We start from the raw sequence: 25,545 nt of genomic DNA on the forward strand, positions 1-25,545 counted from the left end.
TCCAAGATCCCTGACGCCGTATCGCGCCCGCCGTGCGCACCGTGCACGCGGGCGATACGAACGATCCCGACGGTGTTCCTTTCGCGTGTTCGCAGCGCGCGCCTGTCGCGCAGCCGCGTTCCCCCGGGAATACCGCTTCGGCTTCACGGCCTCCTTCGCAAGTCGGTCCACAAATCCCGGTGCTCGGGGCGGCTCCTTCGTGGAGCTCTTGGGCCGTCGCGCCGGCGCGTTGCCTGTCTCGCCGTCTACAACGTCAGGTGCAACGTTGCAACGGCACACGCCACGAGCAGGGACGCCCTGCGCGTGGCGCATCGGTTCAAACGGGAAAACGCTTTCTGATGAAACGCACGGGATTGCCGCCGTACACGCCGTCCGCTTCGAGCGAGCGATGCACGACCGAGAGCGGCGTGACGACCGCCGACCGTCCGATGGTGACGCCCATCTGCACCACGCATTTGGATGTGATCCAGACGCCGTCCTCGATCACGATCGGTGCGACTTGCAGGTCCATGTTGCCGGCCACGTCATGCGAGCCCGTCGTCAGGAAGACGCCCTGCGAGATGCAGACATGATTGCCGATGCGAATCCCGGCCTGGTTGTAGATCCAGGCATCGACGCCGAACCAGCAGTGAGCGCCGACCTCGAGGTTCCACGGCGCCTTGACGCGAATGGGATGCGGCATGCGGCAGCCGCGGCCGATGCGTGCGCCGAACGCGCGCAGCAGCGCCACGCGCACGAACGACACGGGAATGAGTTTGTTGTTGATGAAACAGGCTTCGACGAAGAACCATACGAGCTCGGTCAGGAAGCCACGCCTGGCGACGAAGTTGCCGGGACCGGCCCGTGACAGGTCGATCACGCGGCCCGACGCCTTGGCGCCACGCGTCGCGCGTGCGCCGGCCTCCTCGGCGTGGCCGGCGCAACGCTCCCCGATCGCTTCGTCCATATGCCCCCCGCCCGTGTGCTGCTGCTCGCTGCTTCTGGCCCAAGGGCGCCTTGCGGCGCGCCACGCATATCGTTTGAATCGTTCGTCGTTCGCAGCTTCGTCTGCCGTCGAAGACCTGCGCGCGATGACGTGCACGAAGTCTTCCGGCGTCTGCTTGTCTTGCCCGCATGATCCGCGCTGAAGAGCGTTCTGTCGTTCACCCATTCGCGGGGAACGGACGCCTTCGCAGCGGCGGCATGCGGCGTGTGGTGCATGGATTATCAGCGAAGGGCGCGCGGCGTCACCCGCGCCTTCATGCGAATGGCCGCTTCAGCAAGGCTTTTGGCGTTAGCGGGCGGTGCCGCGCAATATGCTGTTTTCATGCGCCGGACAAGCGTTTCCGCAGGCGGTCCGGCGCTCCCCGAAACGATGCGCGATGCCTCGTTGCGAAGCATGGCGAAACGTTGCAACAGGCCCGGAGAATCCGATGAAACATCAACCGCGCACGGCGCTGCGCTCGCTGTTCATGACCGCTCTCGCGGCCGCTGCATGCATGGCGACGGCCATCGCGCACGCGGGCAACTTCTCGGATGCGGCGATCAGCAAGGGCGAAGCCGGCGGCGCCGCGCCGGCGGAAATGGACCTGCTCGGCAGCCCGGGCGCGTATGCGGACCCGTATGGCGCGCCGACCAACGGGCGCGGCGGACAGCGCGGCCCGATCACCAACGGGCAGACCGCGCAAGGCGTCTCTCCGACGGACAAGCTGCTCGCGCAACAGAACGGTTATGCCGGCAATGCGGGCGCGGGTGCGCGCCTGCGTGCGACCGGACGCAAGCCCGACACGAAGGCCACGATGATGCCGCAAGGCGCGGCGGCGGCGCTCTATCCGACGCCCAACGGCCTCAGGCCGCCCGCCGCCAATGCGGCGCGCGCGCGGGACATCTACAAGTCGCCTTATTGATTTGAAGGTCCGCGTTACGGGCGCGGTTCATGACGAACCGCGCCGAGGCAGACGCTATTCGATCTTCTCGACCTGCGGCAGGATCGGCGCGCGTTCCGTCATGCGCGCGAGCGTGACTTCAGGGCTGTCGACGGGCCGGGTCTGGGACACTGCCTCGCGCACTTCTGCCGCATTCGGCAGACGCGAGCCCGACAACTCGAACAGACGCTCTTCGAGCCGCGCGAACACCGCCGCCGGTGCGAGCCGTTCCTGCGCGAACAGACGGCCTTCCTCGCCGTGACGCGCGCGCTGTTCCGGATCGGCGACGAGCCGTTCGATCGCGCCGATCAGCGCCTGCGCATTCTCCGGCTCGATCACCTCGCCGCGCCCGCTGACGGCTTCGAACAATTCGGTGCCCGGATGCGCCATCGCGATCACGGCGCGCGCGCTCGCGAACATGCCGGTGAGCTTCGACGGCATCACGAGATCGGCGACGTCGCCGCGTTGCGGCAGCACGTGGATGTCGGCGAGATTGAGCAGTTCGTTGAGACGCTCGAGCGGCTGGAGACTGAGAAAGCGCGTGTTCGGCAAGCCGGCGCAGCGCTTCTGCAATTGCAGCCGCGTCGCGCCGTTGCCGCAGAACACGAAGACGATTTCCGTGCGGCCGGCCAGCGCGGCGGCCGCCTCCGCCAGCACTTCGAGACCCTGCTTCGCACCCATGTTGCCGGAATAGAGCACGACCGGCGTATGCTCGCCGATGCCGAGTTCCCGACGGAAGGCGCTCGGACGATCGAGCGGAAAGATCGCGGCGGTGTCCACCCAGTTCGGCAGATGGAACACGCGTGACAGCGCGACGCCCTTGTTCACCGCGCGATCGACCATCTTGTCGGAGATCGACGACACCACGTCGAAGCGCTTCATCAGCCAGCGTTCGAACGCGAGCGCCAGGCGCCCGGCGCGCGGGTTCCTGAGCATGCCGAGGTCGAAGGCGGCATCGACCTCGAAGTCCTGGATATGCAGCCACGCGCGCGCGCCCGTCATGCGCGACAGCATCAGCGCGCCGGGCGCGTTGAGCAGGCTCGGCGCGATCGTCATCACGACATGGGGCCGCCACAGCGCATGACAGGCCAGCGCGGGCAGCGACGAACACGCGAACGAAGCCAGATGCAGCATGCGCTTCGCGCCGCTGGGCTTGGCCGGCACCCACAGCGGCGCGCGCCACAGCCGCACGCCCTCGCGCGTTTCGAAGCGATGCAGCCAGCTCCGGTAGCCCTGCCCCACCTTCCACTCCGGGTAATACGGCGGCGCGCAGACGACGCGTACCCGGTGGCCCGCGCAGGCCAGCGCCTCCGCCATTTCCGCCGTGTACTTGCCGGTACCCGTCAACTCGGGCGCATAGTTCAGCCCGTAGATAAGTATTCTCATGTGGTCCCTCGCCCGACATGCGCGCCTGGATGCGCGGGCGTGTCCTCGCCGCCCGGCAAAGCGCAGGCCGCCGGGTACGCAGGACCGCGTGCCCGACGGCGTTGGTGACAGCCTGTGGTCCCTCCTTAAGCGTCCTTCGGGTTCCTCCGCTCCAGTCTTGCTCAGTTCGTCAGCAGCAGCGCGCAGCCGCGCGCGATGTTGGCCGCCGCGGACGGCGGATCGAAGCGCTGGATCACGTCGGTGCAGCGCACGGCGACACCCGCCGTATCCGCGAACGCCTCCAGCGACTTCAGCATCACGCGATGCAGCGCCGGCACATCGCCGGCGGGAAAGGCATAGCCGGACACGCCGTCGACGACGAGTTCGGGCACACAGCCGCAACTCTCGCTGACGAGGACCGGACAACCATGGGCCAGCGCCTCGTTCGTCACGAGACCCCACGGCTCGCGCACGCTCGGCAGCACCATGCAGGTGGCGCCGAAATACTCGCGCGAGAGCGGCTCGTCCTGCAGACTGCCCAGGAACTGCACGGAGTCTTGCAGACCGGCATCGGCGACTTGCTGTTTCAACTGATTGCCGAGCGGTCCCGTGCCGACGATGCGCAACTCCGCATCCGGCACACGCTCCTTCAGCATCCTGAACGCTTCGACGAGCGTGTTTATTCCTTTCTCCGCCGAGAGCCGTCCGACGAAGAGAAACACCGGCCGGCCGCCTTGCCGGTGCGCGCGCCGGTCGGACACGACGGTGCCCGGCGAGAACGCGCGCGGCATGGCGGCCGCCTGACACGGACTGAAGATCGCGTCCTGCTTCGCGCCGAGCGACATCAGATACTCGCGGCTGCGCATGCCGAACGCGAAGTAGCCGTCGCACAGCGTGAAGAACACGCGCTTCGGAATCGAGGTGAGCATGCGGCGCGGGTTGTCGCGCGCGGTCGAATCGCAGAACACCGCGCGACGCTTGCCCGTCACGATGCAGGCTCCCAGCATCGCCCAGTATTCGGGACGATGGTAGCCCGGCAAAACCACGAGATCCGCCTTGGTCCGGAGCACTTCCCACGTGAGGCGCATCGTCATGCGCCATCTCGGCACGTCTTCATAACAGCCGTTGAAGAGCTTCTTCATCGGGTAGCGGTGAAACGAATAGTCCACTTCCGAGAAGCCGATGCGGTCGTGTTCCGTGTCCGCGATCTGCACCATCGAATAGCGGATCGCGCCGGACCCGGAGATGTGGTGCAGCGCCGACAGCACCTCGCCCTTGTGCCGCGACCACACGACGTTGTGAAAGATGGTCACTGATGCAGACATTGTTGTTCTACCCTGTGTCGTTTTTGTCGTAAGCGATGCCGTCGCGCAACCGCTCACGCGGCAACCGGCGTCTGCTGCATCGATGCGTAGCGCACCAGGAACTCCTCATACGTCGCGCGGATTCCCTCCTCCAGTCCGATCGACGCCTGCCATCCCATGCCGCCCAGCTTCGAGACATCGAGCAGTTTGCGCGGCGTGCCGTCGGGCCTGGTCGGATCGAACACCAGGTCGCCGTGGAAGCCCACCACGCGGCAGATCGTCTCCGCCAGCTCGCGGATGGTGAGATCCGTGCCCACGCCCACGTTGAACACGCCTTCGCCCACGTCCTGTTCCATCAGGAAGACGGCGGCGGCGGCGAGGTCGTCGACATGCAGGAACTCGCGGCGCGGCGTGCCCGAACCCCACACGGGCAGCGTCGTGTCGCCACGCAGGCGGGCTTCATGTGCCTTGCGCAGCAGCGCGGGCAGCACGTGACTGCTCTTCAGGTCGTAGTTGTCGTTCGGCCCGTAGAGGTTGGTCGGCATCAGCGAGACGAACTTCGTGCCGTACTGGCGGTTGTAGGCCTCGCACATCTTGAGACCGGCAATCTTCGCGATCGCGTAGGCCTCGTTGGTCGGCTCCAGCGCGGACTGCAGCAGGTATTCCTCGCGGATAGGCTGCGGACAGTCCTTCGGATAGATGCACGACGACCCGAAGAAGATCAGCTTCGACACGTTCCAGCGGCACGCCGCATGGATCACGTTGGTTTCGATCGCCAGGTTCTCGTAGATGAACGAGGCGGGCAGCGTCGAATTCGCGAGAATGCCGCCCACGCGCGCCGCCGCGAGCAGCACCACGTCGATCTTCTCTTCCTCGAAGAACAGGTTCACGCCGCCCTGGTCGGTCAGGTCGAGATGCGCCTTCGTGCGGGTGACGATGTTCCGGTAGCCGGCGTCCGTGAGGCGGCGCACGAGCGCCGAGCCGACCATGCCGCGATGTCCTGCCACGAAGATTCGTGCGTGCTTGTCCATGCGCTTACTCGTGATGTTCGAGGGCCTTGAAACCGGCGAGCGTGACGAGCGCGTCGCGCCGGGCAATTTGAAAATCGGCGCGCACCATCTCCTTGACGAGCGCCGCGAACGGAGTGGCGGGCCGCCAGCCGAGCCGGGCGTGCGCCTTGGAGGGATCGCCGAGCAGGGTTTCGACTTCGGTCGGCCGGAAGTAGCGCGGATCCACCCGCACGATCACCTGGCCCGGCGCGAGCTTGGTTTCGCGGCTCTCGACGTGATCCACGATGCCCACCTCGTTCACGCCCTCGCCCTCGAAGCGCACGTGCACGCCGAGTTCGGCGGCCGCCTGCTGGACGAATTCGCGCACGCTGTACTGCACCCCGGTGGCGATGACGAAATCCTCAGGCTTGTCCTGCTGGAGCATCATCCACTGCATCTCGACGTAATCGCGCGCATGGCCCCAGTCGCGCAGCGCGGAGAGGTTGCCGAGATAGACGTCGTCCTGCAGGCCCACGCCGATGCGGGCGATCGCGCGCGTGATCTTGCGCGTAACGAAGGTTTCCCCGCGCACCGGCGACTCGTGGTTGAAGAGAATCCCGTTGCACGCGTACATGCCGTAGGCCTCGCGGTAGTTCACCGTGATCCAGTAGGCATACAGCTTGGCGACCGCATACGGGCTGCGCGGATAGAACGGCGTGGTCTCGCGCTGCGGGATTTCCTGGACCAGCCCGTATAGTTCGGATGTCGAAGCTTGATAGAACCGCGTTTTTTTCTCGAGGCCGAGAATGCGTATCGCCTCGAGAATGCGCAGCGCGCCGAGGCCGTCGGCGTTCGCGGTGTACTCGGGTTCCTCGAACGACACCGCCACATGGCTCTGCGCGGCGAGGTTGTAGATCTCATCCGGCATCACGCGCTGGATGATGCGCACGAGGCTCGTCGAATCCGTCAGGTCTCCGTGATGCAGGAACAGGCGCTGGTCCGCTTCGTGCGGATCGCGGTACAGATGGTCGATGCGGTCGGTGTTGAAGAGCGAACTCCGGCGTTTGATGCCGTGCACTTCGTACCCCTTGCTGAGCAGCAGTTCGGCAAGATACGACCCGTCTTGCCCAGTGATGCCCGTGATCAACGCGACTTTGCGGTCCATGCGTAACCTCTCCATCTTCGGTCTCAAGATGCGGCGCGCGGGGACGCGCCGACATTGTTGTACCGGGCACTTCTACCGAGCTATTGTTTTGCGCTGGTCACTCCGCGATGCTTTCGTAGCCGTAATACCCGGCGTATGTACTTCCCATCAACATTTTCGACTGCGGCACGTCGGTCAGCAGCACGCCCTTCATGTTCACGCCGCCGTGGTGCAGGCGCTTCATCGTCTCGCCGATCTCCTGCACCTGGTTCTTGCCATGCCGCACGACGAGCAGGCTCGTGCCCGCGTGCTTGCCGATGACGGTCGCGTCGGTGACAGCCAGCACGGGCGGCGTGTCGATGATCACGAGGTCGTAGCGCTGCTTCAGTTCACCGAGCACCTCGCCCAGCCGGTCGCTCGCGAGCAGCTCCGACGGATGCGAGGGCAGCGAGCCCTTGGTGATGAGGTCGACGCCCGGCAGGACGTCGGTGAGGATCGCGCTCGCCACGTCCGCGCCCATCAGCACGTCGGAGAGGCCCGGCGAGTGACGCACGCCGAAGTGCGAGTGGATGTCGCCGCGGCGCATGTCGCCGTCGATCAGCAGCACGCGCTTGCGGGTCGAGGCCACCAGGGTCGCGAGGTTCACGGAAAGGAACGACTTGCCCGCCTCCGGCCGCGAGCCGGTCAGCATGACGACGTTGTTGCGCGCATCGGCGAGTTGCAGCTGCAGCGACGTGCGCAGGCCGCGAATGCCTTCCACGGCCGCATCTTCCGGCGCCTGCGCCGCGAGCACGTGCAGCCCCTCGCGGCGCATGCCGACCTTGCGTTGCAGGCGCAGTTGCTGGGTGCTGCGCGGCACGATCGCGAAGACGCGCACGCCCAGTTGCTTCTCGATCTCCTCCGGCCGCTCGACGCCGCCATACAGCGACTTGCGCACGAACGCGAGCAGGATGCCGAGCACGAGGCCCACGCCCGCCGAGATCAGGATCACGAGCACGCGCTTCGGGCGCACCGGATCGTCCGGCGTCTGCGCGAAATCGACGACGCGCACGTTGCCGATCTGCCCCGCCTTGGCGATGCGCAGCTGCTGCGCGCTGTTCAGGAGATTGGTGTAGAGCTCGGTATTGACGCGCACGTCGCGCAGATAGCGCAGCGCGGTCTGCTCGGTATCGGGCAGCGTCGACACGTTCTTGGCCATGCGCGACTGCGCGCCGGTCAGCGAGGCAATCTGTGCGTCGAGCGCCTGCACCGAAGGATGGTTCGCGGTGAAGCGCAGCGACAGTTCGGCGCGCTGCTGTTGCAGGTCCGAGAGCTTGGTCTTGTTGTCGACGATCTGCTGGAGCAGCAGGCGGCTCTCTTCCGAAAGATCCACCGTGCCCTGCTTGTTGCGGAACGAGTTGTATTTCTGCTCGGATTCGTCGAGCTGCTTCTTGAGGATCGGCAACTGCTGGTCGAGGAACGCGAGCGTGTGCTCCGCTTCGGCCGAGCGCTTCTCCGAATCCTGCGCGACATAGCGGTTCGCGATGTTGTTGACGATCTGCGCGACTTCCTTCGGGTTGCTGCCTTCCAGGCTGAGTCCGATGATTCCCGACTGCAATGCCGTTTCCGCGACCGTCAGGCGCTTCTGCAGGCTGTCGATGGTGGTGAGCGTCGAGAAGCGCTGCAACTCGAACTGCACGCCCGGGTTGCCGACGAGCTTGTCCACCTTGAGCTTGACCGGCCCCTGCTGCGTCACGCCGGTTGCTTCCTGGCCCACGCGGCCCGTGAGAATGGCGACCCCGTCCGGATCGTTCAGCACATAGCTGCCGTTCTCGCCCGCGACCAGCGTGAACTTCTTGTCGTAGAGATCCTTCGGCGTATCGAAGAGCGGCACCTCGATCTGCTCGCCGCCCCATGCGAAGCGCGACAGATAACCCGAGGGCACCGCCATGTTGAACATCGAGAACGCGCTGCCGAGCAGTCCGCCCAGCACCGGGAAGCCATGCGGCACCGCGCTGATGTCGAGATGCAGGCGGCGCACCGCGTCGTCCACCACGAGGCGCGAACGCAGCAGTTCGATCTGCGCGGCCGTGGTGGCCTTGCCGTCGAACATCTGCGACACGGCCTGCACGGCATTGGCGTTCGCGTTCGGGTTGTTGTTCGGGTTCGTTTCCTCGACCTGGATGAGCGCGTCCGCCTTGTAGGTCGGCGTCGCGATGAACGCGTACGCTGTGCCCAGTGCGACCACGGCGAGCATCACGATTGTCACGAGCTTCCAGTTGCCGAGTACGGCCGCCAGATAGTCGGAAAGCCGCAATTCGTCGCCCGTCGATACGTCGGAGTATCGTGAATCGAAGTTCATCGCCATGGTCTCGCTCGCTCAGTTCTTGAAAACGAACAAACAAACCACCGGCGCGCCCCTGCGCGCCGGTCACAACCCTTACTTCGTCAGGACGGCTGCCGTCAGACCGGCGTTGATGGCAGGCAGGAGCAGGTTCAGCACACGCGAGAAGCGAACCAGTCCGTTGTTGTCCACGTAGACCACGTCATGCGGCTGCAGCTCGAAGCCGTTCGCGAGCAGCATCGACACCGGCGAACGCGCGTCGAGGTGATACACCTCGGGCTGGTCGGTCTGGCCGTTGCGGATCACGTACACCTGCTTCGGATCGGACGTCTCCGGGTTGAAGCTGCCCGCCTGCGACACCGCATCCGACAGCGTCAGCTTGCCGTTGCGCATCGGGATCACGGTGGCCGGCTTCGACACTTCGCCCATCACATAGACGCCGTTGTCTTCGCGCGAGTCGATGCGCAGCGCATCGCCCGGCTTGAGCATGATGTCCGACGGGCTCTTGCCCTTCGACGTCATGCCCGCCATGTTGATGTGATACGTGACGCCGTCGCGGATCAGCGTGACGCGGCTTTGATCCGCCGTCGTCGCGAAGCCGCCCGCGCGGCCGATGGCCTCGGTGAGCGTCATCGGAATGTCGTTGATCTGCTGCGAGCCCGGCGTGCGGACATCGCCGTCGATATACACCTGCGACGCACGGAACGATGCAACCCGCACCGTCACCTGCGGCTTCACGAATACCTTCGAGAGCTCCTGATAGAGCTCGCGCTGCACCTGGCCTTCGGTCTTGCCTTCCACATGCAGCGGACGGTTGACGTACGGGAACTGCAGGTTGCCGTCGGCATCGACGACGAAGCCCGGCGCGGCATCCGCGGTACGCGTCTGCTGCGGCGGCTGGCCGAGCGCGGCGACGAGTTCCGGGTGATCCCACACGGTGATCTGCAGCACGTCGCCGACGCCGAGCTTGTACGCGCCGGCCTTGCCGTACAGCGAGGCGTTCGGATCGCCCGTGACGACCGGTTGCGCGGCCTTCATCTTGCGCACGAGCGAGAGGTCGATCGGCGTGATCGGAATGTTGACCGTGGATGCAGGATCGCCCTGGTCGTTCGAGGTCTCGACGAGTTGCGCCGGTTGTTCGAAGTGCATGCCCGGCGCCAGACCGCAGCCCGCGAACAGCACGGTGAAGGAAGCAGCCGCAGCCAGGCTCGTGAGGCGGAACATGCGCGACACGTTGGTATTGGCGGCCATGGAGGTGGTGCCCGGTTGTTGTTGATTGTGCATAATGGTCGTCCCCTACATCAGTAAGCGTTGGTGTGGCGTAGTCCCTTGAAGATCGTTGCGGCGATGATTCTCATGTCGAGGCCGAACGACCAGTTACCCAGGTAGTACAAATCGTGTGCGACGCGTCCTTCCATCTTCTCGATGCGATCAGTCTCTCCTCGAAATCCGTTGACCTGGGCCCAGCCGGTAATGCCCGGCTTGATCCGGTAACGATGGATGTACCCCGATACGACCTTCTGATACAGGTCGTCATGCTCCAGTGCGTGTGGACGCGGGCCCACGACCGACATGTCGCCGAACAGAACGTTGAGGAACTGCGGCAGCTCATCGAGGCTGGTACGGCGCAGGAACGCTCCGACCCGGGTCACGCGCGGGTCGCCGCGCGTGGCCTGCTGGAGCACTCCGGCCTGTTCCGTATGCAGACGCATTGAACGGAATTTGTAGATTCGGAAGACGCGGCCATCCGCGCCCTTGCGGCGTTGCCTGAAGAACACCGGGCCGCGCGAGGTCAGCTTGACCGCAAGCGCGATGCCGATCATCAGCGGCGCGACGACGATCAGCGCGGCGAGCGCGAACGCGCGGTCGAACAGTTCCTTCTTCAGCAGCGCCGACGCCGACAGCGGCGACGCCACCAGGTTGATCGCGGGCGTGCCGAGCAGATCCGTCACGCCGCTTTCGAACAGCGCGAGACTGCGCACGTCCGGGATGAAACGCACGTTGATGAGGTCGTCGCGGAACTCGTTCACGAAGCGCAGGATCATGCGTTCCTGCGACAGCGGCAGCGCGAGCCACACTTCATCGACATGCTGGGTGCGCACGTAGTTGACGAACGCCTCGTAATTCTCGAACACCGGCACATGCGTGTTGATCGTGCCGGTCTCCGGCGCCGCATTGAAGACGGCGGTGGCGCGAAAACCAGAGTCGGTGGCGCGGTCGACCTTGCGGATCATCGAATGGCAGTGCCGCCCGCAGCCGACGATCGCCACCTGATGCAGGTTCATGCCCGCATGACGCATGTGCGCGAGCACCGCGTGCGTGATCAGCCGGCCGGCGATCATCAGGCCGCCGGACATCGCGGTCCAGTAGGCGAACCAGAGGCGCGACACATAGTCGAGGCGATGCAGCGAGAACATCAGCGCCAAGGCGCAGCCTTGCACGACCAGCCAGCCGAGCGACACCTGGCAGGCCAGTTGCAGCTTGCTGCGGCCGCGCCACGACTGATACACGCCGAAGCCCGGAAACAGGGCGAGCGAGAACGCCGCCGCGAACGCGACGAACGCCACCGAATAGGCGTGAGCCTCGATGTACTCGAACCTGATCTGCGATGCCACGGCCGCGCCGCCGACGATCACGATGACGTCGAACAGCCTGGCCAGCAATCCCTGTAAATCGCGCATGTCATTCCCCCGAATGCTTATCGCCCGTGTACCGCACCCGCTCGTGTCCTCCCTCGCCAGCCAGTCTTGGATCTGGTGTGAAGCCGCTGCAAAGAAGTGTCGCGTGTTGCCCGTTTGTTACTCTCAAGCCGTGCTCAGTTGCAGCGGCCGTAGGTGTCGTCGAAGCGCACGATGTCGTCTTCGCCGAGATAACTGCCCGACTGCACCTCGATGATCTCGAGCGGCACCTTGCCCGGGTTCTCCAGCCGATGCGTCACGCCGAGCGGAATGAAGGTCGACTGGTTCTCGGACAACATGAACTGCTCGTCGCCGCGCGTGACCAGCGCCGTGCCGCACACGACGATCCAGTGCTCCGCGCGGTGGTGATGCATCTGCAACGAGAGCTTCGAACCCGGCGACACCACGATGCGTTTCACCTGGAAGCGCTCGCCGTGTTCGATCGAATCGTAGAAGCCCCACGGACGGCGCACCTTGCGATGCGCGTTCGCTTCAGGCGCGTGCTGCTCGCGGATGCGCGCCACCAGCCCCTTGATGTCCTGCACGCGCGAACGGTCCGCCACCAGCACGGCGTCGTCCGTCTCGACCACGATGATGTTGGTCGTGCCGACGCACGCCACCAGGCGGCCGCCTTCGGAACGCGCATAGCTCGACGTGGCGCCTTCGAACATCACCCGGCCGCTCGCGACGTTGCCCGACTCGTCCTTGTCCATCGCGTCCCACACGGCGTCCCACGAGCCGAGGTCGGACCAGCCCGCCACCAGCGGCACCACCACGCCGTCGCACGGCCGGTTGTTCGTGCCGATGTGCTCCATCACCGCGTAGTCGATCGAATCCGACGGCGCGCGGCCAAACTCGGCAGCCGACGGACGCATGAACTTGCCGTCGTCGCGGCCTTCCGCGAGCGCGGCGCGGCAGGCCGCGTGCATCTCGCCATTGAGCTTCTGCAACGCGGCGAGCCACACGCTCGCGCGCACCACGAAAATGCCGCTGTTCCACCAGTACGTGCCCGCCGCGACGTATTGCGTCGCGAGCTCGGCCGCGGGCTTCTCGACGAAGCGCTCGATCTTGTGCGCGCCGTCTTCCAGCGCCTCGCCCAGGCGGATGTAGCCGAAGCCGGTGTCGGGGCGCGTCGGCGGAATGCCGAGCGTCGCGATCACGCCGCGCGCCGCGTGCTCCGCCGCGATGGCGATCGCGCGATGCAGCGCCGGCAGGTCGGCGATCGAGTGATCGGCGGGCATCGCGACCATGATCGCGTCCTCGCCGTCCTTGATCGCCGCGAGTGCTGCGAGCGTCAGCGCGGGCGCCGTATCGCGGCGCGCCGGCTCGACGATGATGCGGGCATCGACACCTGCCTCGCGGGTCTGCTCTTCCGTGGTGAAGCGATGTTCCTCGCCGCACACGATGATCGGTGCAGCGGCCACCTTGAAATCGCCCGAGAAACCCTTGAGGCGCCCGACGGTGGCCTGCAGCAGCGAATCACGGCCGACGATGCCGATCAGCTGCTTCGGGAATTGTTCACGGGACATCGGCCACAGGCGTGTACCCGAGCCGCCGGCGAGAATGACCGGGACAAGCCTGCGGCACGCGGCCGTCTCCATGCTCGTCGTGCCAGTCATCGTCTCGCCTACCGTGCGTGCCTCATTCGTCATATGGACTCCTGCCTGCGATTTCGGTCGGGCAGCACACTGCCGCCCGAGAATGATTGAGTGCCGAACCGTTCTGGTCCGGCCAAACCTTCGACGCTTTACGCCATCGTTGTTCAGACCATGCGCGCTAGCGCGCTTATCAGCCGTTGGGCCGTTCAGCCGTTTGCTTCGCGCCTGCTCTGCGTCCGGTACTCGGTCGGAGAGATCAGGAGGCGCTTGCGGAAAATCTTCGCCAGCCGGTCGCCGTTGCCCATGCCGCTGCGGCGCGCGATCTTGTCGACCGGCAGTTCCGAATCCGTCAGCAGCGCACAGGTGACGGCAAGCCGCGCCTGCAACAGGTAATCGGACGGCGTGATGCCCATCTCGATCTTGAAGCGGCGCAGGAAGTTGCGTTCGCTCATCGCGGCTACCTGCGCCGCATCCACCACCGAGATTGGCCGCTCGCAGTTGTCCTGCAACCAGCGCGCCGCCGCCCGGATCTTGTCGCCGGCGGACGCCGCGCCGCTGTCGCCGAGAATCGACACCAGCTTCGCCGCCGAACCCGGCATCAGGCGCTCCGCGACGCTGCGCGACACGTCGATGCCGAGGTCGCGCTTCACGATCAGCAGCGCGCCCTTCATCGACTCGTAGCGGTCGCCAGCGTCGGCCGACTGCTCTTCGCGCACCAGATGGATCATGGCGCCGCCGTAGCGCGCCTGCGGATCCTGCACCTGGCCGATGCCCGCGGCGTCGAGCACCTTGCGGCCCTCGGAGATGGCGCGGACCACGGTGGTCTTGGTCTGCACGCGGCGCAGCCATTCGACGATGCGATCGTCCTTCGCGGCGCTTTCCGCGCCACGGCCGCCGGCGACGAACAGCGCGTCGAAGCCGCCGTAGTGACGCGCGTCCAGGCCGTCGGTCCACACTCGCACCGACGAGGAGCACGCAACGTTGCCGCCTTCCACCGACAGGAAACGGACGTCGTAGGTGCAGTCCACGCGGGACCGTGCCGACGACAGCTCGTTGGCCATGTGGAAGACTTCCGCGACGATCCCCGCGCCCAGCAGGGAGAATCCGTCGAACAGCAGGATCGCAATGCGGCGGACCTCGGTCTGCGAGGTTCGCGCCGCGGGCGGCGTCCAACCCATGACTGCGGGTTCGAGATTGGCGTAAGGCATGGTCATCCTCTGCAGCTTTGTTTCCAATGAGGTGCGGAAGAGTTCTCGGTCATTGCGGCGCATCAAAGGAGTTTCCCGAACTTCGCCGGGTTACCGTGACCGATTGGAACGGAGTGATGGCGGAATCGATCCGCTGGCTTGAATAATAAGCAGACAAACTTTTTTGTGCTCTAGATTTTCGCGCTTGAACCACAAAATCTGTCGCGCTATGAGGGTGAGCGCACATTGATATCCCTCCCCAAATTCGGAATGCGCCGCTTTCTAAAGAATCACGCGATAAAGACGCGATTTGTCATACAAACTTTTAGTCCGCGACTTAGTGCAATCCGCGCCCGCGAGCCGCTTGATCGGCCATGGACAAAGCCTGAAAGCCACGCCCCGCGGCCCTGTACGGCTGGCGCGGCGAGGTTTGGCGCAGGTCGGAGCAAAGAAACTGATTCAACCATGAAACATCGCGCGGTTCAGAGACCGGCCAACGTATCGCGTCAATCGGAAATTTTTTGCCGTTCGCGGCGGTTCAGAACTCGGTCTTAATCCGGCTTTCGTACACCCGGTTAATCCCGTAATTGGCGATGTATTAACTGATTGCTATTTTTTCCCGGTGATTAAATCACGCGTTTTTTGATTTTAAATTAATCATCATAATGCCGGCTTACTGGCAAATCTGAAGACATGGCTTATTAACTCCGATGCTGCACCGCAAAACGGCCGCAAGCGCGGCACGTCCGCGTATCCGCCGGGAAACGGCAACTGACGCGTCCGCCATTCTCTAGCGTTTTGCGGCGGCGCAGGGTCCGTCGCGGATTTTCTCCACGCCATTGAAAGCGGCTGTAATCATCGGGAGAATACGTGCGCTTGCTTGCAAACCTCTCATGTCATTCAAATCACGCTGTTTAGACGCAGCGAAACAGTGTCCGCGCCGGTCAGCTTTGCCGATTTTCAAGGTCGGATGCAGTTGTCGTGGTCATCCTTCCATGTTTCACTCCTGAAATTGGATGAGCGCTCACGCACATGGCTGCCATCCCGGAGCGTTCACATTCGCAACGCAGGCACCCGGTCCAGCATTCTTCCGACGACGCACGCCCACGCGTGCGCGCGCGCACGGTAGCCCGCCGGCGCAGGCAGCATCGTGTGCGCTTGGCGCGTGGCCCGAGCGCCTTCGCCGCATCGGCGGCACGCAGCGCTCATGCGCCAGGCTCACGATGAACCGGAAACCCGCTTCGCGTTTCACCGCCCCTCGTCGAACCCTGCGCGTCCCGCAGGCACGCATCGCCATGGCCGCGGGCGCGCTGCTGGCGCTGAGCGCCTGCGACAAGCCAGGCCCCGCCGAGACGCTGGCCACCCGCATCGAGACGCTCGCGGCGGAGGGACCCGGCGCCCCGCGCGCGGCGCTCGTGAAGGTCGCCGAAAACGAGGCGCCGGACCCGGCCGACACCCCGCCCCTGCGTTGCAGCGCGCCCACGCCGCCCGTCGCGGCGAAAGCGGGCGGCGATCCGATCGAAGCCGATACGCCCGGCAGCGACGGCACGCGCATGTTTCCGCTCGATGCCCCCGTGCGCATCGCGATCACCACGCGAACCCAGGCCGCCGACACCGTCGAATGGCAGATCCGCGATGCCTGGAACACCCGGAAGGCCAGCGGCAGTTTTCCGGTGAAGGCCCAGCCGGGCACCTACACGCTCGCCTGCACGTCGGAGGCGGCGGGATACTTCTCCGTCAGCGCCTCGCTCGCTTCGGGCAAGAGCACGCTGCCGATGCGCGGCACCCGGGCCGCGGGCATCGCGACTTTCGGCGTGCTGCCGGACGTGTCGCCCGCGCTTCCGCCCATCACCTTCGCGCATCCCGACCAGCATCGCTTCGGCGGGCAAGGCTCCGCGTATCTCAAGCCCGGCGAGGAATGCTGCTCGGGCGACGGCTATCGGCCGCTGTACACGGACCTCGGCCTCACCTGGGTGAACGACAACCGCAACTGGTACGTGACCGAGGAAAAAGGCCCGAACACCTTCAACGCCAGCGCCGACAATCTCGCGGCCTATTTCAAGCCCGGCGACCTGCTGCGCCTCATCCAGCTCGACGGCATCCCCGCCTGGGCCAGTCCGACGAAGGAGCGCACGCACAGCTGGGCGCCGGTCTCGCTCGATGCATACAGCGCCTATATGAAGCGTGTGGGCGAGGAATCGAACACGGTGCGCAAGACCTGGTTCGCGCGGCAGACGCACAACTACTACCAGGTGACCTGGGAGCCCGACTACGAAGGCGGACTGCCGTGGAAGGATACGGACGCCCATCTCGTCGCGCTGTACAAGGCCACGCACGATGCCATCCACGCCGGCGATCCGAACGCGGTCGTGATGGGGCTGACGCTGTCGAATCTGGCGTCGAACACGAAATGGCTGAGACGCCTCGCGCCGCTCGGCATCGGCAAGTATCTCGACGGCGTCAGCGCGCATGGCTATTACGATGTCGGCACGTCGCCGTCGCATCCGCCGGAGCGCTTCGACGCCTCCCCGGCCACCGCCGCGAAAGCGATGCCGGGCATGATGCGCGACCTGCGCCGCACAATGACCGAGGTGGTCAGGCCCGGCGCGAAGCTGTTCGTCACCGAGACGGGCGTGAGCTATGACATCGGCAGCAAATACGGGCCGACCTCGCCCGGCTGGAACGTGCTGTATGCGCAGGGCGCGGTGGTCGCGCGCGCCCATCTGATCCTGCTCGGCGAAGGCGCGGACGTGAGCTTCGTGTTCTATTCCGCCGACATCCCCAACGAGATCGGCTACGGCATCTTCTTCGACCTAGTGAATCCACAGGGCGGCTTCGGGCAGAAGCAGATCAGTCCGAAGCCCGCCGCGATGGCGGTCGCCGCGATGACGCGTCTCATCGACGGCACGACCACGCTGGGCCCGGTGAAGGACACGCCGAAGGGCGTCTATGCCTATGCGTTCCAGCGCCTCAACAACGGCCGCGTCGTGACCGCGCTGTGGACGCACGACAATGCCGCCTGGCCCGGCGCCAACGGCTTCGATGCCACGCGCGCGGTGAACTACCGGCTTGCCGTGGACGCGCCGGGCAAGTCCGGCTCGGTCACCGTGTTCGACATGATGGGCAACGCCTCGACGGTGCCGTACAGCGACGGCCAGGTGCCGCTCGTGCTCACGGCCGCGCCGGTCTATGTCGTGTCGAACAATGCCGAATCGATGCGCGCGAACGTGATGCGTCCGGCCGGCTATGTCGGTCAGTGAGCGATGGTCCAGGCCGCGTGCCGCATGGCCTGCGCTGACGGCATTCAGGCGGTTTTCGCCAGTGCCGCGCATGCCGGCGGAGCGACCCCGCGCGCTACACTCGATTCGCAATGAACCCGGCCACGATGGACGCGACCTACGGAGCGGCGATGCTGAGCGAGGCGGATTTCCTGACCGTGGTGCGGCTCACGCCGCTGGTCTCGATCGACCTGATCGTCACCGACGGCAACCGGCATGTTTTGTTAGGACGGCGGCGCAACCGGCCGGCGCAGGGCACCTGGTTCGTGCCGGGCGGACGCATCGCCAAGGACGAATCGCTCGATGGCGCATTCACGCGCATCGCCCACAACGAGCTGGGCGTGGCCAGCATGGAGCGCGCGGGAGCGCGCTTCTTCGGCGTGTATGAACACCGCTACGACGACAACTTCGCGGGCGCCGGCGGCTTCGGCACGCACTATGTCGTGCTCGCCTACACGCTGACGCTGAACGCCACGGCGGCCATCGGCCGCTTCGACCAGCACAGCGAATATCAATGGCTCTCGCGCGACGAACTGCTCGCGCGCGACGACGTCCACGAGAACACCAAGGCGTACTTCCGCTGAGCGTGCGCACGTGCGCCGGCGCTCAAAAGACAAACGGCGCGCATCGCTGCGCGCCGCCCATCCTTCCCGCCAAGAAACTGGTTATGCCTCGACCACCGGGCACGCGCTCGCGTCGTCCGCGGCAGGCGTGGCCACTGCCTGTTGCTCCTGTTGCTGCGCTTGTTGCTGCTCTTGCTGCGCACCGAACTGCGCGCGCAGATAGCGCTCGAACTCGTCGCGCACTTCAGGATGACGCAGCGCGAATTCGACCGTTGCCTTCAGGTAGCCGAGCTTGCTGCCGCAATCGAAGCGCTTGCCGCGATAACGGAACGCCAGCACTTGCTCCTGCGTAAGCAGCGCCTGGATCGCATCGGTCAGCTGGATCTCGCCGCCTGCGCCGGGCGTCTGCTTGCGCAGGAAGTCGAACACGCGCGGCATCAGCACATAGCGGCCGACCACGCCGAAGTTCGACGGCGCCAGCGCCGGCTCCGGCTTCTCGACCATGCGCGAGAGCTTGAAGAGCCCGTCGTCCCACGGCTTGCCTTCGATCACGCCATACGAGCGCGAGTCCTGCCGGTCGATCTCTTCCACGCCGATCACCGACGAATGATAGTGATCGAAGACATCGACCATCTGCGAGAGCACCGGCGGCTCGCCGTCGAGCAGGTCATCGGCGAGCACGACCGCGAACGGCTCGGCACCGACCAGCTTTTCCGCGCACAGCACCGCGTGACCCAGTCCGAGCGCTTCCGCCTGGCGCACATAGATGCAGTTGACATGACTCGGCTTGATGCTGCGCACGAGGTCGAGCAGCTTCTGCTTGCCGCGCGCTTCGAGCTCGGACTCGATCTCGTAGGACTTGTCGAAATGATCTTCGATCGCGCGCTTGCTGCGGCCGGTGACGAAGATCATCTCGGTGATGCCCGCGGCCATCGCTTCCTCGACCGCATACTGGATCAGCGGCTTGTCGACCACCGGCAGCATTTCCTTTGGGCTCGCCTTGGTGGCCGGAAGGAAGCGCGTGCCGAGGCCCGCGACAGGAAACACCGCCTTGCGTACTTTGAGCATCGGCTCACCTCGTGTCATGGTTGTCGGGGAGGCATGCCCGATGCGTCGTCGAGCGTTTGCGGCACGCCTCTTGTTATGAGAAAAGCGTCGTCGGTTTCGTCAGACGACAGGAATGAAGTGAGCTTATTCCTCGAGTATCGAAATCATCTGCCAACACTTCGCCTTTTTCCGACTGCGAGCGTGGCGAATGTTGCCTGCCGCGTATAGTGCGACGCATGTGAGCTCACATTGCCGCACCTTGCGCCGCCTTCAACGGAGGTTCGCGTTCCTTGCATGTGACCGGTCCGGATGCCGTGAGGGCCCGTTCCGGTCGAGGGAGAAAGTCGATGGAATACGCCAATGGCATGGGCCGGCTTCAGGTGGTGCGCGGGGTCACGCCCGGCATCGAGCCTGAGCCCGTCAGCATGGCCGGCACGGAGAAGCGGATCGGCATTCTGGTCTTCGAGGAATTCTCGCTCGTCGAAGTGAGTTCCATCTCCGAGGTCTTTTCGCTTGCCAACGAAGTCCATCTGCCGGCGGATGCTGGCCACCGCACGGAAGCGCCGCACTATTCGCTGCTATTTTTGTCCAGTGAAGGCGGCAGCGTGGCGAGCAGTTGTTCGATGCGCATCTGGACCGACAGCCTGGAGACGCGCTGGATGAACGAATGCGATGCATTGTTCATCGCGGGCGGCGCGGGCGCGCGCCAGGCGCGGCACGACACGATGCTGCGCAAGCGCCTCGGCCGCGTGGCGCCGAAGATTCCGTTCATCAAGGCGATCGGCGAAGGCGCGCATATTCTCACGGCGGCCAATCTCACCGTGCAGAGCCGTTCGCTCGATTTCGCCGGAGAAGCAGCGGCGCCGGCGTTCCCGGCCGCGCACCTGCCCGGCATGGCGAACCCGCTGTTCATCGCCGAGCAGACGCTCACGCTCGATGATCCGAAAGGACCGATCGCGGCGGCGCTGTCCATCATCAAGCGGGACTATGGGTCGGCGGTGGCGCGCGAAGTATCGGAACGCTCGATTCCGGGCGCATGGCACAAGCTCGCGACGGTCCTCGACGACACCGACGGCGGCGGCGTGCGCCAGAAGATCGACGCGGCCGCGCGCTGGATTCGCGAGAACTACGTGCGGCCGATCTCGATCGCCGATGCGGCGCGCGTCGCGGCGATGAGCGAACGCAATTTCCTGCGCCGTTTCAAGGCGCAGATCGGACTGACGCCGTCGGAGTATCTGTTGCGCGCACGGCTCGATGCGAGCTGCATGCTGCTCGCCGGCACCGACCTGCCGGTGGACAAGATCGCGCGGCGTTGCGGCGCCGGCAGCGGCGACGGTCTCGCGAAGATCTTCCGCAAGCGGCTGTCGATTTCGCCGACCGAATACCGTCTGGCGGGCCGCCGCAAGGAGGCCGATGCCGGAAGTACATAGGCGCATGCGCCGTCACGTTCGTTGACCTTTTCGTCGGCGCCCGTGAAGTTACCTGGAACGAATACGCATGGAAACAAGGGTACTCTGGACTCTCTCGAATCTCGGCGACGCGGCGCTCCTGCTACCGCTCGCGCTCGTCTGCGCGCTCTGGCTGCGCTCGGTGGACCTGCGCCTCGCGATCCGCTGGGCCGTGCTGCTCACGCTCGGCATGGGACTCGTCGGGCTCTCCAAGGTGCTGTATGCGGGCTGCGGCGTCGAAATCTCCGCCATCCAGCTGCGCATGATCAGCGGCCATACGATGCTCGCCGCCTCGATCTATACCGTGGCCGGCGGACTGCTGTTCGGCGGCCTGGGCGGCGCGTGGTACCGGCTGGGCGCGCTGGGCGGGCTCGCGCTCGCGGCGGCCATCGGCGCGAGCCGCATCATCCAGGATGCGCACACGCCGGCCGAAGTCGTGGCCGGCTGGCTGCTCGGCGCATTGGTGGCAGGCCTCCTGCTCACGCGCGTCTTCGACCAGCCGCGCAAGATGCCGCGCGCGCTCGCCGCGGGCGTCGGCCTGCTCGCCGTCTCCTCGATCGCCTACGGCCATCACGCGCCGTTCCAGCGGATGATCGAACACTACTCGTGGTGGCTCTGCCAGGGACTCGGACTCTGACGCGCGGCTTGCCCGGTTCACGCGTCACGGCGTCCCGTTCATGTTTGGCGCGCGCCGGTGCGATCTTCAGTATGATCGTCGCTTGAAAAAAAGCAGGCCGCCGGCATGCTGAGTCTTCGCGCGCGACCACGCGACCCCGCGGCCGCGCCGACACGTTTCCGGACCCCGAGCATGGATCGCTTCCTTGCAATGAAAGTCTTCGCGCGGGTCGTCGAGGCGGGCAGTTTCTCCAAAGCCGCCGACGCCCTGCGCCTGCCTCCCGCCAGCGTGTCACGCACGCTCCAGGCGCTCGAAGCGCATCTCGGCGCGCGCCTCATCAACCGCACCACGCGCAGCATCAGCATCACCGAGGACGGCGAAGCCTATTACGAGCGCTGCGTGCGCGTGCTGGGCGAAGTGGACGACATGGAAGCGTCGCTCACGCATTCGAAGACCAATCCCAAAGGACACATCAAGATCAGCCTGCCGCAGGTGATGGCCAAGAGCACCATCATCCCCGCGCTGCCGGAATTCTTCGCGGCGTATCCGGACATCGGCGTCGAGCTGCTGCTGACCGACCGGCAGGTGGATCTCGTCGAGGAAGCCGTGGATTGTGTCGTGCGCGTGGGCGCGGTCGGCGACGTCGGACTCGTGGCGAAGCGCATCGGCGCCTATACGCAGATCACCTGCGCCGCACCGAAGTACATCGAGGCGCACGGCGAGCCGCAGACGCTCGACGATCTCGAACAGCACCTCGCCATCGGCTACGTGCTGAACCACTCGGGACGGGTGCGCAACTGGGAATTCGGCGTCAACGGCGAGACGCGCAGCTTCACCATGAAACACCAGATCGCGGTCAACGACGGCGATTCGTACATCGCCGCCGGCGTCGCGGGACTCGGGCTGATCCAGGCCTCCAGCTATACGCTCGACCCGCTGCTGAAAAGCGGCGCGCTCAAGGAAATCCTGCAGGAGTATCCGTCGTATCCGCGCGTGGTGTCGGTGCTGTATGCGGCCAACCGGCATCAGCCGAGGCGCGTGCGCGTGTTCATCGACTGGGTCGCGGAACTCTACAGCCGCCTGCCCACCTTCCAGGTGCGCAGCGCCGGCAAGCCGGACTGAGCGGTCAGGCGGCGTTCGCGGTTAATGGTTGCACGAGCGGCATGGCGCGCCAGTCGTAGTCGCGGAACGCGCGCTCCAGTTGCAGCAGGTCAGTGGCGCGGGCGCTCGCATGCATGCCGCGCAGACCGGGCACGTCCATCTCGACAGCAACGCAGTTCGCGTAATCGCGCGCCCGCAGGTTGGCGGGAATCGTCGTGAAGAACGCGGTGGTCGGCACGTTGAAACCCGCTGCGACATGCAGTGCCGCCGAATCCGCCGTCACCAGGCAGCGCGCGTGCCCGACCCAAGCAAGGAAGGCCTCGGTATCGACCGACAGCGGCGCGATATCGCGGTAACGCGGGTGATCGACGGGGCCGAAGCCCAGCACGTCGAGCCCGGTTGCATCGGCGAGACGCTCGACGATGCTGGCATGCGCCGACGCGCTGATGCTGCGCACCGGCGTGCTCGCGCCCGGACAGAACAACGCATAGGGCGGGTGCTCGAACGGCGCCAGCGGCAGGTCCGCGAGCCAGCGATTGCACTTGTCGTGCGCGGCGACGCTCGCCGGTTCGAGCCCGAGCGCCCACAGGAAGAAATCGATCATCGGCAGCGTGGCGAACGGCGGCCAGAACAATTGATTGCCGAGATCGATTTTCAGGTCGGCTTCCGGGAGCGTCGCGAACGGCACCGGCAGCGCGGCCAGCTCGCCGAACTGCGGCGCGGCCAGTTCATAGAGCCGCTGCACGTAACGCGGCGCGCGCGACGGTCGGTAGATCGTGAAGCTCAGATGAGGATGGCGGCGCTTGAGCGCGAACAGCGCCGTCAGCCCGATGATCGAATCGCCCAGCGTCACGCCGAACGCGTTGATGAGATGCACGCGCTGTGCGTTCGCATAGTCTGCCTGGAACGGCGCCCGCCCCGCGTGCAGGATGCCGGCGCATGCGCCCAGCGGCTGATGCCCGGCAGCGTCGCCGCCCGCGATTTCGAGGTCGTACGGCGCGACGATCATGCCCTCGCCCGACAACAGCGAGCCCGCGTGGGTCAGCGCCTGTACGTCGTCGAGCGTCGCCTTCATGCGTCGCCTCGCTGTGTCTCAACGCCCCGCGTTGCGCTCGTTCGCCGCCTTCACGACCGGCACGCTCTGCAACACCGGCAGCATCGTGGTCTGATATTCCGGCACCCAGCGGCGCAGGTCGCGGCGCACCTCTTCGTCGGACAGCACGCGATGCTGCATCAGCCACGGCAGCAGCTCGTCGATGAAATCGTCCGGCACGCCCCGCGCCTGCGCAATGCGGAGCTTCGGATGCGGCGTGCGCGTGGTGGTTTCGTCGTCGGCGAGCAGTTCCTCGTAGAGCTTCTCGCCCGGCCGCAAGCCCGTGAACACGATGCGGATCTGCTCTTCCGAATAGCCGTACAGGCGGATCAGGTCGCGCGCGAGATCGACGATCTTCACCGGCTGACCCATGTCGAGAATGAAGATCTCGCCGCCGCGCCCCATGCTGGATGCCTGCAGCACCAGCTGCGCCGCCTCGGGAATGGTCATGAAGAAGCGCGTGATCTCCGGATGCGTGACCGTGACCGGACCGCCCTTCGAAATCTGCTGCTGGAACTTCGGAATCACGCTGCCCGCACTGCCGAGCACGTTGCCGAAGCGCACCGTCTCGAACTGCGTGCGCGGCGCGGATTGCTGCAAGGCCTGGCACGCCATCTCGGCGAGGCGCTTGGAGGCGCCCATCACGTTGGTCGGGTTGACGGCCTTGTCGGTGGAAATCAGCACGAAGTGACGCACGTCATGACGGATCGCCGAACGCGCCACCCGCAGCGTGCCGAGCACGTTGTTGCGCACGGCCTGCCAAGCGTTCTGTTCTTCCATCAGCGGCACATGCTTGTAGGCCGCCGCGTGGAAGACGATGTGCGGCGTGAAGCGCGCCATGGTCTGGTCGAGCAGCAGCGAGTCCTTCGCGTCGCCCACGACCGGAATCACCGAGCAATCCGGAAACTTCTCGTGCAGCTCCTCGATGAGCCGGTACATCGCGTATTCGCTGAGGTCGTAGGCCACCAGTTGCGCGGGCGAAAAGCGCAGGATCTGCCGGCACAGCTCCGAGCCGATCGAGCCGCCCGCGCCCGTCACCATCACGACGCGCCCGTGCAGCAGGCGTTCGACGTGCGGCATGTCGATCTTCACCGGCTCGCGGCCCAGCAGGTCTTCGAGGTCGATCTGCCGCACGCGCGACAGGAAATTGCCCTCGCCCGCCGTCAGCTGGCTCAGCGCCGGCAGCACCATCACCTTGACGCCGGCGCGCACGCACAGCGTGGCGACGCGCCGCTGCTCGTCGACGGAGGCCGACGGGATCGCGATGATCGCGTAATCGGTCTTGTACTGCTCCGCGAACTTCGGCAGGTCGCCGAACTTGCCGAGCACCTTGTGCCCGAGGACTTCGCGGCCCTGCTTGGCCGGATCGTCATCGAGCAGGCCGACGAGACGCCATTCGCTGGAGCGCGCCAGTTCGCGCGCCAGCATCGCGCCGGCCGTGCCCGCGCCGAGCACGATCACGGGCTTGCCCTGTCCGACCAGGCCGCCGTAAAGATAGAACTCCTTGCCCGCGCGATACAGCGCGCGCGCGCCGCCCATGGTGAGGAACAGCAGCAGCGGGGAGACGATGAGCACGGAACGCGGGATGACAGGCAGCGGCTGCCACATCACGGCGCCAATCATCACGAGCAGCGCGCCCACCACGACCGACTTCGAGATGCGCATCAGGTCCGGCAGGCTCGCGAACACCCACATGCCGCGATACAGGCCGAACACGCGGAACACGATGCCGTAGACCGGCAGCACCCAGACGAGCGCGCCGAGCGCGTTCTCGCGGAACGTAGGCGGCACACTGCCGTTGAAGCGAATGACGTAGGCGGCAACCCAGGAACCGGCGACCGCGACCAGATCGAAGAAGAATGCGCCCGCCGATAGCCACGAAGCTTTGATTCGATTCATCAGCAGGA

19 protein-coding genes are annotated in these 25,545 nt (G+C 65.6%); 6 read left to right on the forward strand and 13 right to left on the reverse strand.

Features of this window, described 5'->3' with window-relative positions; all coding sequences use genetic code 11:
* Nucleotides 1-316: 316 nt before the first annotated feature.
* The gene (locus QCE64_RS09780; protein WP_309918064.1) at nucleotides 317-946 is read right to left on the reverse strand and encodes a DapH/DapD/GlmU-related protein; all 630 of its coding nucleotides are present in this window, start codon (nucleotides 944-946) and stop codon (nucleotides 317-319) included.
* Between the two features lie 466 nt (nucleotides 947-1,412).
* On the opposite strand from QCE64_RS09780, the gene QCE64_RS09785 reads away from it, so the two are divergent.
* On the forward strand, nucleotides 1,413-1,886 hold the full coding sequence (locus tag QCE64_RS09785; protein WP_310003613.1) for a hypothetical protein: 474 nt from the start codon (nucleotides 1,413-1,415) through the stop codon (nucleotides 1,884-1,886).
* A gap of 54 nt (nucleotides 1,887-1,940) precedes the next feature.
* On the opposite strand, the gene QCE64_RS09790 is transcribed toward QCE64_RS09785, so the two are convergent.
* The 9 genes from QCE64_RS09790 to QCE64_RS09830 form a co-directional block, all read right to left on the reverse strand.
* Nucleotides 1,941-3,290 (reverse strand): glycosyltransferase WbuB, encoded by a 1,350-nt coding sequence (locus QCE64_RS09790; RefSeq protein ID WP_310003614.1) that lies wholly within the window; start codon nucleotides 3,288-3,290, stop codon nucleotides 1,941-1,943.
* A 161-nt stretch (nucleotides 3,291-3,451) separates the two neighbouring features.
* The gene (locus QCE64_RS09795) at nucleotides 3,452-4,594 is read right to left on the reverse strand and encodes a glycosyltransferase family 4 protein (protein WP_310003616.1); all 1,143 of its coding nucleotides are present in this window, start codon (nucleotides 4,592-4,594) and stop codon (nucleotides 3,452-3,454) included.
* A 53-nt stretch (nucleotides 4,595-4,647) separates the two neighbouring features.
* A complete protein-coding gene (locus QCE64_RS09800) occupies nucleotides 4,648-5,604 on the reverse strand; it encodes a GDP-L-fucose synthase (RefSeq protein WP_310003618.1) in 957 nt (318 codons plus the stop codon).
* Between the two features lie 4 nt (nucleotides 5,605-5,608).
* Nucleotides 5,609-6,727: a GDP-mannose 4,6-dehydratase gene (gene gmd / locus QCE64_RS09805; RefSeq protein ID WP_310003620.1), complete on the reverse strand. Its 1,119-nt coding sequence runs from the start codon at nucleotides 6,725-6,727 to the stop codon at nucleotides 5,609-5,611.
* Between the two features lie 97 nt (nucleotides 6,728-6,824).
* Nucleotides 6,825-9,053: a polysaccharide biosynthesis tyrosine autokinase gene (locus QCE64_RS09810; RefSeq protein ID WP_309930774.1), complete on the reverse strand. Its 2,229-nt coding sequence runs from the start codon at nucleotides 9,051-9,053 to the stop codon at nucleotides 6,825-6,827.
* 72 nt (nucleotides 9,054-9,125) lie between these two features.
* Complete coding sequence (locus QCE64_RS09815) at nucleotides 9,126-10,280, reverse strand: polysaccharide biosynthesis/export family protein (protein WP_309919814.1); 1,155 nt, start codon at nucleotides 10,278-10,280, stop codon at nucleotides 9,126-9,128.
* 50 nt (nucleotides 10,281-10,330) lie between these two features.
* Nucleotides 10,331-11,710 (reverse strand): undecaprenyl-phosphate glucose phosphotransferase, encoded by a 1,380-nt coding sequence (locus QCE64_RS09820; protein WP_310003623.1) that lies wholly within the window; start codon nucleotides 11,708-11,710, stop codon nucleotides 10,331-10,333.
* Nucleotides 11,711-11,844: 134 nt separating this feature from the next.
* On the reverse strand, nucleotides 11,845-13,326 hold the full coding sequence (locus QCE64_RS09825) for a mannose-1-phosphate guanylyltransferase/mannose-6-phosphate isomerase (RefSeq protein WP_309931632.1): 1,482 nt from the start codon (nucleotides 13,324-13,326) through the stop codon (nucleotides 11,845-11,847).
* 185 nt (nucleotides 13,327-13,511) lie between these two features.
* Nucleotides 13,512-14,513: a helix-turn-helix domain-containing protein gene (locus QCE64_RS09830; protein ID WP_309918085.1), complete on the reverse strand. Its 1,002-nt coding sequence runs from the start codon at nucleotides 14,511-14,513 to the stop codon at nucleotides 13,512-13,514.
* Nucleotides 14,514-15,715: 1,202 nt separating this feature from the next.
* On the opposite strand from QCE64_RS09830, the gene QCE64_RS09835 reads away from it, so the two are divergent.
* Together QCE64_RS09835 and QCE64_RS09840 are read left to right on the forward strand one after the other, a co-directional pair.
* Entirely contained in the window at nucleotides 15,716-17,752 is a 2,037-nt protein-coding gene (locus tag QCE64_RS09835) for a hypothetical protein (protein ID WP_310003624.1), read from the forward strand.
* 149 nt (nucleotides 17,753-17,901) lie between these two features.
* Nucleotides 17,902-18,354, forward strand: a complete 453-nt coding sequence (locus QCE64_RS09840; protein ID WP_310004198.1) for a GDP-mannose mannosyl hydrolase — start codon at nucleotides 17,902-17,904, stop codon at nucleotides 18,352-18,354.
* Nucleotides 18,355-18,435: 81 nt separating this feature from the next.
* Here QCE64_RS09840 and galU read toward each other — a convergent pair whose 3' ends face one another.
* Nucleotides 18,436-19,401 (reverse strand): UTP--glucose-1-phosphate uridylyltransferase GalU, encoded by a 966-nt coding sequence (gene galU / locus QCE64_RS09845; protein ID WP_309918091.1) that lies wholly within the window; start codon nucleotides 19,399-19,401, stop codon nucleotides 18,436-18,438.
* Nucleotides 19,402-19,727: 326 nt separating this feature from the next.
* Between galU and QCE64_RS09850 the strand changes: the two genes are divergently transcribed.
* The 3 genes from QCE64_RS09850 (at nucleotide 19,728) to QCE64_RS09860 (ending at nucleotide 22,566) form a co-directional block, all read left to right on the forward strand.
* Nucleotides 19,728-20,810 carry a helix-turn-helix domain-containing protein gene (locus QCE64_RS09850; protein WP_310003625.1) on the forward strand — a complete coding sequence of 361 codons (1,083 nt, stop codon included), beginning with the start codon at nucleotides 19,728-19,730 and terminating at the stop codon, nucleotides 20,808-20,810.
* A gap of 67 nt (nucleotides 20,811-20,877) precedes the next feature.
* Nucleotides 20,878-21,465 carry a phosphatase PAP2 family protein gene (locus QCE64_RS09855; RefSeq protein WP_309918095.1) on the forward strand — a complete coding sequence of 196 codons (588 nt, stop codon included), beginning with the start codon at nucleotides 20,878-20,880 and terminating at the stop codon, nucleotides 21,463-21,465.
* A gap of 171 nt (nucleotides 21,466-21,636) precedes the next feature.
* A complete protein-coding gene (locus tag QCE64_RS09860) occupies nucleotides 21,637-22,566 on the forward strand; it encodes a LysR family transcriptional regulator (protein WP_309918097.1) in 930 nt (309 codons plus the stop codon).
* Nucleotides 22,567-22,570: 4 nt separating this feature from the next.
* On the opposite strand, the gene QCE64_RS09865 is transcribed toward QCE64_RS09860, so the two are convergent.
* Nucleotides 22,571-23,620: an ADP-heptose--LPS heptosyltransferase gene (locus QCE64_RS09865; protein WP_310003627.1), complete on the reverse strand. Its 1,050-nt coding sequence runs from the start codon at nucleotides 23,618-23,620 to the stop codon at nucleotides 22,571-22,573.
* A gap of 18 nt (nucleotides 23,621-23,638) precedes the next feature.
* Complete coding sequence (locus tag QCE64_RS09870; RefSeq protein WP_309918102.1) at nucleotides 23,639-25,537, reverse strand: nucleoside-diphosphate sugar epimerase/dehydratase; 1,899 nt, start codon at nucleotides 25,535-25,537, stop codon at nucleotides 23,639-23,641.
* Nucleotides 25,538-25,545 lie beyond the last annotated feature (8 nt).

Origin of the sequence: Caballeronia sp. LZ043 (assembly GCF_031451075.1) — a bacterium.
In the GTDB taxonomy this organism is placed as follows: Bacteria; Pseudomonadota; Gammaproteobacteria; order Burkholderiales; family Burkholderiaceae; genus Caballeronia.

Excerpts from the sequence above, each read along its gene's own strand:
- QCE64_RS09780 (WP_309918064.1), bottom strand. The coding sequence starts at position 946 with ATGGACGAAGCGATCGGGGAGCGTTGCGCCGGCCACGCCGAGGAGGCC.
- QCE64_RS09785 (WP_310003613.1), top strand. The coding sequence starts at position 1,413 with ATGAAACATCAACCGCGCACGGCGCTGCGCTCGCTGTTCATGACCGCT.
- QCE64_RS09790 (WP_310003614.1), bottom strand. The coding sequence starts at position 3,290 with ATGAGAATACTTATCTACGGGCTGAACTATGCGCCCGAGTTGACGGGT.
- QCE64_RS09795 (WP_310003616.1), bottom strand. The coding sequence starts at position 4,594 with ATGTCTGCATCAGTGACCATCTTTCACAACGTCGTGTGGTCGCGGCAC.
- QCE64_RS09800 (WP_310003618.1), bottom strand. The coding sequence starts at position 5,604 with ATGGACAAGCACGCACGAATCTTCGTGGCAGGACATCGCGGCATGGTC.
- gmd (WP_310003620.1), bottom strand. The coding sequence starts at position 6,727 with ATGGACCGCAAAGTCGCGTTGATCACGGGCATCACTGGGCAAGACGGG.
- QCE64_RS09810 (WP_309930774.1), bottom strand. The coding sequence starts at position 9,053 with ATGGCGATGAACTTCGATTCACGATACTCCGACGTATCGACGGGCGAC.
- QCE64_RS09815 (WP_309919814.1), bottom strand. The coding sequence starts at position 10,280 with ATGGCCGCCAATACCAACGTGTCGCGCATGTTCCGCCTCACGAGCCTG.
- QCE64_RS09820 (WP_310003623.1), bottom strand. The coding sequence starts at position 11,710 with ATGCGCGATTTACAGGGATTGCTGGCCAGGCTGTTCGACGTCATCGTG.
- QCE64_RS09825 (WP_309931632.1), bottom strand. The coding sequence starts at position 13,326 with ATGACTGGCACGACGAGCATGGAGACGGCCGCGTGCCGCAGGCTTGTC.
- QCE64_RS09830 (WP_309918085.1), bottom strand. The coding sequence starts at position 14,513 with ATGCCTTACGCCAATCTCGAACCCGCAGTCATGGGTTGGACGCCGCCC.
- QCE64_RS09835 (WP_310003624.1), top strand. The coding sequence starts at position 15,716 with ATGAACCGGAAACCCGCTTCGCGTTTCACCGCCCCTCGTCGAACCCTG.
- QCE64_RS09840 (WP_310004198.1), top strand. The coding sequence starts at position 17,902 with ATGCTGAGCGAGGCGGATTTCCTGACCGTGGTGCGGCTCACGCCGCTG.
- galU (WP_309918091.1), bottom strand. The coding sequence starts at position 19,401 with ATGCTCAAAGTACGCAAGGCGGTGTTTCCTGTCGCGGGCCTCGGCACG.
- QCE64_RS09850 (WP_310003625.1), top strand. The coding sequence starts at position 19,728 with ATGGAATACGCCAATGGCATGGGCCGGCTTCAGGTGGTGCGCGGGGTC.
- QCE64_RS09855 (WP_309918095.1), top strand. The coding sequence starts at position 20,878 with ATGGAAACAAGGGTACTCTGGACTCTCTCGAATCTCGGCGACGCGGCG.
- QCE64_RS09860 (WP_309918097.1), top strand. The coding sequence starts at position 21,637 with ATGGATCGCTTCCTTGCAATGAAAGTCTTCGCGCGGGTCGTCGAGGCG.
- QCE64_RS09865 (WP_310003627.1), bottom strand. The coding sequence starts at position 23,620 with ATGAAGGCGACGCTCGACGACGTACAGGCGCTGACCCACGCGGGCTCG.
- QCE64_RS09870 (WP_309918102.1), bottom strand. The coding sequence starts at position 25,537 with ATGAATCGAATCAAAGCTTCGTGGCTATCGGCGGGCGCATTCTTCTTC.